This is a genomic window from Cellulosimicrobium sp. NPDC030954, from assembly GCF_055571305.1.
On the sequence record NZ_JBVIFN010000001.1, the window covers coordinates 226,776 to 239,288 of the forward strand.

Annotated in this window: 10 protein-coding genes; 7 read left to right on the plus strand and 3 right to left on the minus strand. The window is 74.1% G+C overall.

Annotated features, from left to right (window positions below):
• Positions 1-22 precede the first annotated feature (22 nt).
• A complete protein-coding gene (locus ACZ402_RS00950) occupies positions 23-1,531 on the plus strand; it encodes an alpha-amylase (protein WP_375822658.1) in 1,509 nt (502 codons plus the stop codon).
• A 15-nt stretch (positions 1,532-1,546) separates the two neighbouring features.
• Here the strand turns inward: ACZ402_RS00950 and ACZ402_RS00955 are convergent, their stop codons facing one another.
• Positions 1,547-2,332: an exodeoxyribonuclease III gene (locus ACZ402_RS00955; protein WP_375822656.1), complete on the minus strand. Its 786-nt coding sequence runs from the start codon at positions 2,330-2,332 to the stop codon at positions 1,547-1,549.
• 72 nt (positions 2,333-2,404) lie between these two features.
• On the opposite strand from ACZ402_RS00955, the gene ACZ402_RS00960 reads away from it, so the two are divergent.
• The 3 genes from ACZ402_RS00960 (at position 2,405) to ACZ402_RS00970 (ending at position 8,568) form a co-directional block, all read left to right on the plus strand.
• Complete coding sequence (locus ACZ402_RS00960; RefSeq protein WP_375822654.1) at positions 2,405-3,169, plus strand: SDR family NAD(P)-dependent oxidoreductase; 765 nt, start codon at positions 2,405-2,407, stop codon at positions 3,167-3,169.
• 25 nt (positions 3,170-3,194) lie between these two features.
• A complete protein-coding gene (pyrE, locus tag ACZ402_RS00965) occupies positions 3,195-3,770 on the plus strand; it encodes an orotate phosphoribosyltransferase (protein WP_375822652.1) in 576 nt (191 codons plus the stop codon).
• A 253-nt stretch (positions 3,771-4,023) separates the two neighbouring features.
• A complete protein-coding gene (locus ACZ402_RS00970; RefSeq protein WP_465272270.1) occupies positions 4,024-8,568 on the plus strand; it encodes an HtaA domain-containing protein in 4,545 nt (1,514 codons plus the stop codon).
• An 82-nt stretch (positions 8,569-8,650) separates the two neighbouring features.
• On the opposite strand, the gene ACZ402_RS00975 is transcribed toward ACZ402_RS00970, so the two are convergent.
• Positions 8,651-9,424, minus strand: a complete 774-nt coding sequence (locus ACZ402_RS00975; RefSeq protein ID WP_264029577.1) for an HAD-IIA family hydrolase — start codon at positions 9,422-9,424, stop codon at positions 8,651-8,653.
• 1 nt (position 9,425) lies between these two features.
• Positions 9,426-10,241 carry a VTT domain-containing protein gene (locus ACZ402_RS00980; protein ID WP_375822649.1) on the minus strand — a complete coding sequence of 272 codons (816 nt, stop codon included), beginning with the start codon at positions 10,239-10,241 and terminating at the stop codon, positions 9,426-9,428.
• A gap of 113 nt (positions 10,242-10,354) precedes the next feature.
• Between ACZ402_RS00980 and ACZ402_RS00985 the strand changes: the two genes are divergently transcribed.
• The 3 genes from ACZ402_RS00985 to ACZ402_RS00995 all read left to right on the plus strand — a co-directional run bounded on the left by ACZ402_RS00985 (position 10,355) and on the right by ACZ402_RS00995 (position 12,513).
• The gene (locus ACZ402_RS00985; protein WP_375822648.1) at positions 10,355-11,197 is read left to right on the plus strand and encodes an SDR family oxidoreductase; all 843 of its coding nucleotides are present in this window, start codon (positions 10,355-10,357) and stop codon (positions 11,195-11,197) included.
• Positions 11,194-11,949: a TrmH family RNA methyltransferase gene (locus ACZ402_RS00990; protein ID WP_375822646.1), complete on the plus strand. Its 756-nt coding sequence runs from the start codon at positions 11,194-11,196 to the stop codon at positions 11,947-11,949. Before ACZ402_RS00985 ends, ACZ402_RS00990 begins: the two co-directional genes overlap by 4 nt.
• A 99-nt stretch (positions 11,950-12,048) precedes the next feature.
• The gene (locus ACZ402_RS00995; protein WP_375822644.1) at positions 12,049-12,513 is read left to right on the plus strand and encodes a hypothetical protein; all 465 of its coding nucleotides are present in this window, start codon (positions 12,049-12,051) and stop codon (positions 12,511-12,513) included.

Consider the following 12,513-nt stretch of genomic DNA (forward strand, 5'->3'; position numbering starts at 1 on the left):
GACCTCCCCACCGAGGAGCACCGTGAACGACCGTCCCCGGCCGCGCCCCCGTCCCCGTCACCGCCGCACCCGTCCGGTGGTCGGCGTCGTCGTCGTGCTGGCCGTCACCGCGCTGGCGGTCGGCGCGGGGGCCACGGCGTGCTCGGCACCCGACGTGGAGCGCTCGCGCGACGTCGGCGTGCAGCTCTTCCAGTGGACCTGGGACGCGATCTCGACCGAGTGCGGCGAGCGGATCGGTCCGGCGGGCTACGCGTTCGTCGTGACCTCCCCACCGCAGGAGCACGTGCTGGGCGCGCAGTGGTGGACCTCGTACCAGCCGGTGAGCCATCGGGTCGAGTCGCGCCTGGGGACGCGTGACGAGTTCGCGGCGATGGTGGACGCGTGCCACGCCGCCGGAGTGGAGGTCGTCGCGGACGCGGTGCTCAACCACATGTCCGGGCAGGACGAGCCGGGCACGGGCTGGGCCGGTAGCCCGTACGAGCACTACGAGTATCCGGGCCTGTTCTCCGACGCGGACGGCGACTTCCACCACTGCGACACCCCGGGCGGCGACATCTCGACGTACCTCCTCGCCGAGCAGGTCCAGGGTTGTGAGCTCGTCAACCTCGCGGACCTCGCCACGGGGAGCGAGCGCGTCCGTGAGGCGCAGCGGGCCTACCTCGACGACCTGCTCTCGCTGGGCGTCGACGGGTTCCGCATCGACGCCGCCAAGCACGTGCCGCCCGAGGACGTGGCCGCGATCGTCGCGGGTCTGCCCGAGGGCACGCGCGTGCTCCAAGAGGTCATCCGCGACGGCGACCAGCCGGTGAAGCCCGAGCAGTACACCGCGGCCGGGCAGGTGTACGAGTTCGCCTACGGCAAGGACCTCGTCGGGATCCTCGACGGAGGGGCGTTCGAGTTCGCGACGTCCCTCGGCGAGGGACGCCTCCCCGACGACGACGCGGTCGTGTTCGTCGAGAACCACGACACGGAGCGCAACGGGTCGACGCTCACCTACCGCGACGGCGCGCGCGACCAGCTCGCGAGCGTGCTCATGCTCGCGACGGACTACGGCACGCCCGTCGTGTACTCCGGGTACGCGTTCACGGACCGCGACGCAGGCCCTGTGCAGGACGCCGAGGGCGCGGTGCTCGACGCCGCGTGCGTGGGCGACGAGGGGCCGGAGCGGTCGTGGGAGGACGGCGAGTGGGTCTGCCAGCACCGCTGGCCCGCGGTCGAGGGCCTCGTCGACTGGCGCGCGGTCGCAGGCGACGCCCCGCTCGTCGACGTGCAGGTGCCGGGTGACGACGTCCTCGCCTTCTCGCGCGGCGACCGCGCGTTCGTGGCCGTGAACCGGGCGGCGGAGCCCGTGACCGTCGAGGTGCGCACGGGCCTGCCCGCGGGGCGCTACTGCGACGTGGGCACGGGCGCGCCGGGCCTGGTGGGCGGCTCGTGCACGGGCGACGTCGTGAAGGTCAGGCGTGACGGCACGGCGAGGGTCGAGATCGGGGCCGTCCGCGCCGTCGCGCTCCACGTGGGTGCTCGTGCCTGAGCCCGCGCGAAGGTGTCAGTCGGCGAGGTCGACGACCACCGGCACGTGGTCCGAGGCGCCCTTGCCCTTGCGCTCGTCGCGGTCGATCGCCACGCCGGTCACCCGGGCGCGAGCGGCGGGGGAGAGGTAGGCGAAGTCGATCCGCATGCCCTCGTTCCGCGGGAACCGCAGTCGTTGGTAGTCCCAGTACGTGTACGTGTGCTCGCCAGGGAGCGCCTCGCGCGTGACCTCGGTGTACCCGGCGGCGCCGAACGCCGCGAACGCGTCGCGCTCGGCCGGCGTGACGTGCGTCTTGCCCGCGAAGTACGCGACGTCCCACACGTCGGTGTCCAGCGGGGCCACGTTCCAGTCACCGACCAGGGCGACCTGGGCCGCCGGGTCGTCCGCGAGCCAGCCCGCCGCCCGTGCGCGGAGCTCGTCGAGCCAGCGCAGCTTGTACGCGTAGTGCGGGTCGCCGACCTCGCGGCCGTGCGGGACGTACAGGCTCCACACACGCACGCCGCCGCACGTCGCGCCCAGGGCGCGCGCCTCGACCTTCTCGCCGAAGGCGGGCTGGCCCGGGAAGGAGGTCTCGACGTCGTCCAGGCCGACGCGCGAGACGACCGCGACGCCGTTCCACTGGTTCACGCCCACGTGCGCGACCTCGTACCCCGCCGCCTCGAACGGCGCGACGGGGAACTGCGCGTCGGCGCACTTGGTCTCCTGGAGCGCGAGGACGTCGGTCCCCGTCCGCTCGAGGAACGCGATCGCCCGGTCGACCCGGGCGCGGACGGAGTTGATGTTCCAGGTCGCGAGGCGCACGGGCCCCACCGTACCGACGTCGGCGGCCGTGTGGCGGCCGGGTCCGGGCGCCGCCGCCCGTAGGCTGTGGCCATGGCGACAGCACTCATCACCGGCGCGAGCGCCGGCCTGGGCCTGGAGTTCGCGTGGCAACTCGCCACGGCGCGGCACGACCTCGTGCTCGTCGCGCGCGACGAGGCGCGCCTCGAGGAGGTCGCGGGCCAGATCCGGGCCGCCGCGGGCGTGCGGGTCCAGGTCCTGCCGGCGGACCTGTCCGTGCCCGACGACGTCGCGCGCGTGGCCGAGCGCCTCGCCTCGACCGGGGGCCCGGACGAGCGGCCGGTCGGGCTGCTCGTGAACAACGCGGGCTTCGCGACCCAGCAGCACTTCGTGGACGGCGACCTGGACGTCGAGCTGCGCGCGCTCGACGTCATGGTCCGGGCCGTCCTGGTCCTGTCGCACGCGGCCGCGGGCCAGATGACGGAGCGGGGTCGCGGCGCGATCCTCAACGTCGCGTCGGTCGCGGCGCTCACCGCGGGCGGCACCTACGCTGCCGCGAAGGCGTGGGTGCGCTCGTTCACGGAGGGGCTCGCCGTCGAGCTGCACGGCACGGGTGTCTCTGCGACCGTCCTGTGCCCCGGCTTCACGCACACGGAGTTCCACGACCGCGCGGGCATCGACAAGTCCGTCCTGCCGGACCTCGCGTGGCTCGACGCCGACCGCGTGGTCGCCGCGGCGCTCGCGGACGTCCGGCGCGGCGTCGTCATCTCGACCCCGTCGGTCCGCTACCGCGTCGCGTCGGCCGCGCTGCGGGCGATGCCGCGCTCGGCCGTCCGGGCGATCGGCAAGTACCGCTGAACCGGGAGCCGACTACGCTGGCGGCGTGACCAGTGATCTCTCCGCGACGCCCCGCGAGCAGCTGCTCGACCTCATCCGCGAGCTCGCCGTCGTGCACGGCCGGGTGACGCTCTCCTCGGGCAAGGAGGCGGACTACTACGTCGACCTGCGGCGGGTGACGCTGCACCACCGGGCTGCGCCGCTCATCGGGCACCAGCTCCTCGACCTCCTCGAGGAGCGCGGTCTCGGGACGGCCGAGGTCGACGCGGTGGGCGGGCTGACGCTCGGGGCGGACCCGATCGCGACCGCGCTCCTGCACGCCGCGGCCTCGCGCGGGCAGGACCTCGACGCGTTCGTCGTGCGCAAGGCCGCGAAGGCCCACGGCATGCAGCGGCAGATCGAGGGTCCGGACGTCGCCGGCCGCAAGGTCGTCGTGGTCGAGGACACCACGACGACGGGCGGGTCGCCGATCACCGCGATCGAGGCCGTGCGCGCCGCCGGGGGCGAGGTCGTCGGGGTGGCGACGATCGTCGACCGCGCGACGGGCGCGGGCGAGAAGATCGAGGCGCTCGGCGTGCCCTACCACTTCCTGTTCAGCCTGGAGGACCTCGGCCTCGCCTGAGCCCGGACGGTCCCCGGCGCAGCGCCGCCGCCTGCCCGACGACGCCCCGTGGCCGTGCCGCGGGGCGTCGTCGTGCGGGTCAGGCGTGCGGTGCGACGTGCGACGAGGCGCGCGTCACATCGAGATAGGTCAGGCTTACCTTGCTTTGGTGAGGCGAGCCTTATATGGTCCGTCACGACGGAGCCTCAGCACGCTCCGCGTCGTCGGTCCCGCTCCCCGCCGGGACCTCGCCCGGACCAGCACGGGAGACCTTGTGCGCACTTCCTCGTCGAGACGCGTCCGCCGCGGCCTCGCCTCCTTCCTCGCCGCGGCCCTCGCCGCCGGCCTGACCGTCGCGGGCGCGGGGGCCCCCGCGCAGGCGGCCCCGACCGACGTGACAGGCGGCTCGGCCACCTGGAACTTCGTCGACTCCTGGACGTCCTACGTCACCGGCCCGATCGCGCAGGGCACGGTCACGCCGGCCCTCCAGGGGGGCCAGTCCTCCTACGGCCCGGCGTCCGGCACGTACGACGACGCGTCCGGCACCGGCACGGTGCGGCTCGGTGGCGCGACCCGCTACCAGGGCCACCACGGCGCGCTCGACGTGACCGTCTCCGACCTGCGCCTCGACCTCACCGGCCCCACGACCGGCGTCCTCTACGCCGACTTCGCGGGCACGGTGAACGCCGGTGCGGGCGACGGTGCCAAGGTCGCGGACGTCGCCGTGTCGGCGACGCGCGACGGCGACCAGGTGACGTTCGTGGCGAACGGGACCGTCGCGGCGTCGCTCGGCGACGTCTCCTCCTACTTCTCGTCGTACGCGGGCAAGCCGATCGCGACGCTGACCGCGCGCGTCGAGTCGCCCGAGCCGGCGTCCCCGGCGCAGGCGACGACGACCACGCTCGCCGTGACGCCGGCGGGCACCTCCGTCGCGGGCACGACCGTGACGCTCGCCGCGACCGTCGCGCCCGCCGCAGCGGGCACGGTCGCGTTCCGTGACGGCAGCGCCGTGCTGGGCACCGCGCCTGTGGCCGACGGCGTCGCGCGCCTGGAGACGGCGAGCCTCGCCGCCGGTGCGCACGAGCTCAGCGCGACCTTCGACCCGGCCGACCCGGCGGCCTTCGTCGCCTCGACGTCGGCCGGTGTCGTGCACTCCGTGACCGCCGCCGAGCCCGAGCCCGAGCCGGAGCCCGAGCCCGCGGTGGACCCGAAGGTCACCGTCTCGCCGTCCGCCCCGGTGGACCCGGCGGTGGAGAACACGTTCACGATCTCCGGCACCGGCTTCGTCGGCGCGGGCGCGGCGAACGGTGCGTACGTGCTCCTCGGAGACGCCTCGATCTGGGACGGCAGCGGCCCGCTCGTCGCGAGCGGTTGGCTCGCCCAGGGCTGGGTGATGCCGCAGCAGGTGCGCGCCGGTGCGTTCACCACGACCCTCACCGTCCCGGCGGGGAAGCTCGACCCGGCCAAGGAGTACGTCGTCGCGACATCGGCCGCGCACGGCCTCTCGGCGACCGACCGCAGCCTCGACACGTTCACCTCAGTCTCGGTGCAGCAGCCGGAGCCTCAGGTGCCTCTCAGCGCGCCCTTCCCGCAGATCGCCGAGCCGGGGACGACGCGCGGCACCGTCTCGTGGAAGGTCTCCGACCGCGTCTTCTCCTACTACAACGACAAGCAGGTCACGGGCGGCGTCACCGCGGACGGCACCTTCGGGTTCCCCGTCACCGTGGTCGAGCGGTCCGACTCCGACACCGACCTGACGCTCTCCGGCGCTCTCCGTCTGACCTGGAAGAACACGTACGCGGGCAACACGCCGTTCTACTGGCTCCAGCTCGAGGACCTCACCGCGCGCGTCGACGAGTCGGGGCACGGCGTGCTGTCGGCCGCGGTGTCCTGGGACAACCTCACGGACGCGGCCGACTCGTCCGCCGCGACGCAGCTCGACGTCGCGACGTTCACCGTCGACCCGGAGGCGCTCGGCAGCGGCCGGGTCCTCGTGACGTCGTCGGCCCAGCAGTACACGGACGCCCTCCTCGCCTACCTCGAGCCGACGGGCCAGCGCGCGCACTTCGTCGCGAGCGGCCCGAACGACGCGAACGCCGAGGCCAAGAAGACGGCTCCGGTCACCCTCGCGTTCGGCGAGGACGAGGTCCCCGCGTGGGAGCCCGCGATCGACGTCTACGCCGCGGACGGCACCACGCCGCTCGGTGACTCCACCGTCGCGGTCGGCGACACGATCGTCGTCAAGGGCTTGGGCTTCGACCCGGCGGCGAACGTCGGGGGCTACGGCATGCCGATCCCCGCGACGCTCCCGCAGGGCACGTACGTCGTGTTCGGGTCCTTCGCGGAGGAGTGGCGTCCGTCGGAGGGCGCCAAGGGGTCGACGCGCAAGGTCGGTTCGCAGTCGTGGGCACTCGCGGCGTCCGTCCTGGACCAGGTCCCGCCGCAGTACCAAGGGGCGATCCGCGCGGCCTGGACCGAGATCGCCGAGGACGGCACGTTCGAGGCACGCCTCGTCGTGAAGAACCCCGCGGCGCTGGAGGGCGGGCGCTACGGCGTCTACACCTACCCCGCCGGCGGCGCCGTCAACGCGGACCAGGAGCTCTTCGCTCCCGTCGCGTTCGACACCCCCGCGTCGCTCACGGTGACGCCAGCCACGACGACGGTCGAGGCCGGCGACACCGTCCGGCTCACCGTGGGCGGCCTCGTCGAGGGCGACGACGTCAAGGGCGTGACGTTCGGCGGCAAGGCCGCGACCTACTCGCGCGACGGGGCCGCGATCCTGCTCACCGTCCCGGCCGACGCCGCCGCGGGGCCCGTCCCCGTCGTCGTGACGTCGGAGCTCGGGGTGACGGGCAGCGCGACGCTCACCGTCACGGCCCCGGCTCCGGAGCCCGTGCCGACGGTGACGGTGTCGCCGTCGGCGCCGGTGGACCCGGCGGTGGAGACCACGTTCACGGTCTCGGGCACCGGGTTCGTCGGCGACGGCGCGCGGTTCGGCGCGTACGTGCTGGTCGGCGACGCGTCGATCTGGGACGGCTCGGGCCCGCTCGTCGCGGACGGGTGGCTCCAGCTCGGCTGGGTCATGCCGCAGCAGGTGGTCGACGGCGCGTTCACGACGACGCTGACCGTCCCCGCGGGCTCGTTCGACCCGGCGAAGGAGTACGTCGTCGCGACGTCGGCGGCGCACGGCCTCTCCGCGACCGACCGCAGCCTCGACACGTTCACCCCGGTCGCGGTCCTGCAGCCCGGACCGGTCGACCCGGAGCCCACGACGCCGACCACCGTCGGGAGCCTGAGCTGGGGAGTGCGCGGCTCGTTCGTGGACTACATCCAGGGCCCGATCGCGAAGGGCGGCGCCACGGCGAGCGCGGGCGCGGCGGTCTCCGGGAAGACGTTCACGTTCTGGCAGTCCACGCCCTGGGCGGCTCCGGTGGCGGGTACGTCCACGGGCTACCGCGGGACGGTCCAGTTCTCGGGGCACGACGGGCTGCTCTCTCTCACGGTGTCCGACCCCCGCGTGCGGATCGACGGCACCCGCGCAGGCACGCTCCTGCTCGACGTGACGTCCTCGAACCTCGACGGGACGACGTTCGCCGCGAAGGGCGTCGAGTTCGCGACGCTCGCGCTCCCGACCCCGACGACGGCGAAGGACGGCGCGGTGACGTACGCGGACGCCGGGGCGACGCTCACGGCAGCCGGCTCCGCGGCCTTCTCCGGCTTCTACGGCGCTGGTGAGGCACTCGCCCCGGTGACGTTCACCGTTGGTGCCCCGACGTCGAGCACCGGTGGCGACGGCGGGACGATCGGCACCCCGGGTGACGGTTCGACGGGCGGCACGGTCGACCCGGCGAAGGCGACGCTCTCGGTGTCGCAGGCCGCGCCGGGCGAGGCGGTCACGATCAACGGCATCGGCTTCGGCGCGAACGAGTCCGGGATCCGCACGGAGATCCGCTCGACGCCGCGCACCCTCGCGACGGGCGTCACGGCGAACGCCGGCGGCGCCGCGACCTCCACGGTGACGATCCCGAGGGACGTCGCCCCGGGCGAGCACACGCTGCTGCTGGTCGGCGCGAACCACACGGCGTCCGCGCCCATCACGATCGTCGGCACCGGGACCACCGGCACGGGCTCGGGCAGCGCGACGGAGCAGTGCTTCGCGCAGGGCGTCCACGGCGCGACCCTCTCGTGGGGCGTGAGCGACCGCTTCCGCGCGTACGTCACCGGCCCGATCGCGAAGGGCTCGGTCTCGACGAGCGGCGTGCAGGACTCCGGCTCGGCGTTCACGTGGAGCGGCGGCAAGGGCTCGTTCAACACGGACCTGGGCAAGGGGCGCGCGAGCTTCGGCGGCTCGGTGTCGTTCTCCGGGCACGAGGGCATCCTCGACCTGCGGATCAGCAACCCGCGCGTCGTCGTGAACGGTTCGTCGGGCACGCTCGTCGTCGACGTCCGGAGCAGCGACATGGAGGGCAACACGTCCTCGTCGAACGGCGTCGCGTTCGCGAGCCTGGACCTGTCGGGCAAGAAGTCGACGTCGGGCTCCACGATCACGTGGAGCGGCGCTCCCGCGACCCTCACGGCGGCCGGGGCGAAGGCCTTCGCCGGGTTCTACGAGGCCGGCACGGCGCTGTCGCCCGTGACGTTCAGCTTCCCGATCGGCGGCGACGTGGAGTGCGACGCGTACTCGGGTGCCCTCGCCTCGACCGGGACGGACGCGGGCAGCCTCGCGCTCCTCGCCGGGACCCTGCTGCTCACGGGCGGGGCGATCCTGACCGCGCGGCGCCGTCGCGCGGGTCGCGCGTCGGCGGTCGCGACCGCCTGAGCCACCGGCACCCCGCACGACGGCGCCCGGTCACCTCGCGAGGTGACCGGGCGCCGTCGTGCGTGCGGGGGAGCGGTGAGCGTCAGACCAGGTCGACGAGGTCCGCGACGGAGTCGACGACCTTGCTCGGGCGGAACGGGAACCGGTCGACGTCGGACATCTTCGTGGAGCCCGTCATGACGAGGTACGTGTACAGCCCGGCCTCGATGCCCGCGACGACGTCCGTGTCCATCCGGTCGCCGATCATCGCCGTCTTCTCCGAGTGCGCGTCGATGCGGTTGAGCGCCGAGCGGAACATCATCGGGTTGGGCTTGCCGACGAAGTACGGCTTGCGGCCCGTCGCGGCCGTGATCATGGCCGCGACCGCGCCCGTCGCGGGTAGCGGGCCCTCCTGGGACGGGCCGGTCGTGTCCGGGTTGGTGCAGATGAAGCGCGAGCCGCCGAGGATGAGGCGGATCGCCTTGGTGATCGCCTCGAACGAGTACGTGCGCGTCTCGCCGAGCACCACGTAGTCCGGGTCGGACTCGGTGAGCGTGTAGCCCGCCTCGTAGAGCGCCGTCGTCAGGCCCGCCTCGCCGACGGCGTACGCGCTGCCGTTCGGGATCTGGTCGCTGAGGAACTGGGCGGTCGCGAGCGCCGACGTCCAGATCGACTCCTCGGGGACGTCGATGCCCGACGTCGCGAGCCGCGCGCGCAGGTCGCGGGCCGTGAAGATCGAGTTGTTCGTGAGGATGAGGAACGGGCGGCCCTTGTCGCGCAGCGCCCGCACGAACTCCGGCGCGCCGGGGATCGCGTGCCCCTCGTGGACGAGCACGCCGTCCATGTCCGTCAGCCAGCTCGTGATCTCTCGTGTCATCTCAGGCGTCCTTCCCGTCCTTCTCGCCCTGCCCGACGGCGGTCGTGCCGTCGGTGACGGCCGGCTCGCCGTCGGTGCCCGCCGCGTCGGCCGCGACCTGTGCCTCGAGCGCCGCGGCACGCTTCTCGGCGCGGCGCCCGCGCCAGACCTCCACGATCATCGGGACCACGGAGAGGAACACGATGAGCAGGACGAGCGCCTCGATGTTGTCCTTGACGAACGTGATGTTCCCCAGCAGGTAGCCGAGCCACGTGAGGCCCACGGCCCACAGCAGCGCGCCGAGCGCGTTGAACCCCACGAAGTGCCGGTAGTGCATCTTGCCGACGCCCGCGGCGACCGGCGCGTACGTGCGCACGATGGGCACGAAGCGGGCGATGACGATCGTCCGGCCGCCGTACTTCTCGAAGTAGGCGTTGGTCTGGTCGATGTACTTGCGCTTGAAGAACCGCGAGTCCGGCCGGTCGAACACCTTGGGCCCGACGGTCCGCCCGATGAGGTACGCCGTCTGGTCGCCGAGGAACGCCGCCGCGAAGAGCAGGGCGAGCAGCACGGGCAGGCTGATCTGCAGCGTGTCCTGCGCGACGAGGGCGCCCGCGGTGAAGAGCAGCGAGTCGCCCGGCAGGATCGGGAACAGCAGGCCCGTCTCGATGAAGATCACGACCACGATGCCGACGAGCGCGGCGTCGCCGAACCGCTCGATGAGCGTCATCGGGTCCATCCAGTCCGGGCCCAGGGCGGCGACGGGTCCGGCGGCGCCGAGGCCCGCGGCGTGCGCGGCCCCGGGCAGGGCGGAGGCGAGCTCGGCGAGGGTGTTCACGGGTCACCAGCGTAGTGGGGGCGGTGCGCCCGGCCCGGACGTCGGGCGTGCACCGCCTGTGAAGGTCCCGCGCGGCCGGGGGTCCCGCGCAGGTTCCGGGCAGAATGTCCGTCATGGCGAGCATCGCGGTGGTGGGCGGGACCGGCGCGGCAGGCCGCGCCGTCGTGCAGGAGGCCGTCGCGCGCGGCCACGAGGTGCGCGTGGTCTCGCGGCACGCGCCCGACGACGGCGCGCGCCTCCCGGGCACGACGCACCACCGCGTCGACCTCCTCGGCTCCGACGACGTCGTCGTCGCGGCCGCGCTCGACGCGGCGTTCGCGGGGGCCGACGCCGTGGTCGACGCGAGCAACGGGATGTCGCCGGGGGCGGTGAAGGTCTTCACGGTCGGGGCGGGTCGCCTCGTGGAGGCGGCGCGCCGCGCCGGGGTCGGCCGCGTCGTCGTGCTCTCCATCGTGAACGTCGACCAGGGGGACTACGGGTACTACCGCGCGAAGGCCGAGCAGGAGCGGGTCCTGTCGTCCGGTGGCGTCCCGACGACGGTCGTGCGCGCGACCCAGTTCCACGAGTTCCTCGAGATCTTCCTCGGGCGCGACGGGCGGCTCGGCCGGTGGGCTCGCCTCGGCCTCCTGCCCGTGCCGCGCGGGGTCCGGTTCCAGCCGATCGCGCTCGCCGACGTCGCGCGGGCGCTCGTCGACGCCGCCGAGGGCGCGCCGCCCGCGGGCGGCGTGCCGGGACCGGGACCGGACGCGACGACGGTGACGATCGGCGGCCCCGAGGTCCTCGACGCCCGCGGCATGGCCCGCGCGTGGCGCGCCGCGCACTGCTCGCGCCGCCCCGTCGTCGGGGTGCCGCTGCCCGGGCCGCTGGGCGAGTTCTTCCGCGCGGGCCGCAACCTCGTGCCCGACCGCCGCTACGGGACGCTCACCTACCGCGACTGGCTCGGGTCCCGCGCGTGACGCCGTCCGACGCCTCGCGCGAGGTGCCGCCCGGGGCGCGTCCCGCCGTCGGGCACGAGGGCGACCGCGCCGAGGACCGCGCCGAGGACCGCGCCGAGGAGCGCGAGGTGGGGGTCGGGCCCTGGCCCGGCGGGCCGGACGCGTGGCCGCGCGTCCCGGACCCTGCGGGCCCGCCCGGGGCGACCCGCGTCGACCCGCGGTACGACCCCGAGCTGCTCGCGCACGGCGACCGGCGCAACGTCGTCGACGCCTACCGCTACTGGACCGTCGAGGCGGTCGTCGCCGACCTCGACGCCCGCCGCGACCCGGCGCGCTCCCTGCACGTCGCGATCGAGAACTGGGCGCACGACCTCAACATCGGCTCCGTCGTGCGGACCGCGAACGCGTTCAACGCGGCGGGCGTGCACGTCGTCGGGCGGCGCCGGTGGAACCGTCGCGGCGCGATGGTCACCGACCGCTACCTCCACGTGCACCACCACGCGACCGTCGCCGACCTCGCGACCTGGGCCGCGGGGGAGGGGCTGCCGCTCCTGGGCGTCGACAACATCCCGGGCTCCGTCCCGATCGAGGGGTACGCGCTGCCCGCGTCGTGCGTGCTGCTGCTCGGGCAGGAGTCGACCGGGCTGACGCCCGAGGCGGTCGCCGCGTGCCGCGCCGTCCTGCACATCACCCAGCACGGCTCGACCCGCTCCATCAACGCCGCGGCGGCTGCCGCCGTGGCCATGTACGCCTGGGCGACGAGCACGCGGTGAGCCCGCACGAGCGGGGGTGACAGCCGCGAGCCAGCGCTGCTACGGTTCGCCCGCTATCGGGCAACATAGCCCGACAAAACATGATCTGGAGCAAGCCTGATGAGTGCCGAGACCTCCGCCCAGCCGACGACGACCGGGCGGGAGCCGGACGTCGGCGAGTGCCGCTTCTGCGGATCCACACCCGCCGTCAAGACCGCGCAGCAGTCCCTGGGGTCCATCGCGATCTTCTACCGCGTGACCACGTGGAAGGGCTGGATGTGCCGGTCGTGCGGCGAGGCGATCCACCGGGAGGCGACCGCGCGGACGCTGACCTGGTCGTGGTGGGGTATCGGGCTCCTGGCGTGGTGGGTCATGCCCCTGGTCAACCGCGCACGGGTCCGCAAGGTCCGTGAGCTGGACGTGCCCCGGCCCACCCCCGGCGTCGTCGCTGAGCTCGACGCACCGATGGAGCCGGGGCCGTGGTGGTACCAGCGGCCCGCCACCGTGGTGGTCACCGCTCTCGCCCTGTGCGCGATCACGGCGTTCTGCGCGCTGGTCCTGGTCGGGATCCTGAGCGAGGCCTGA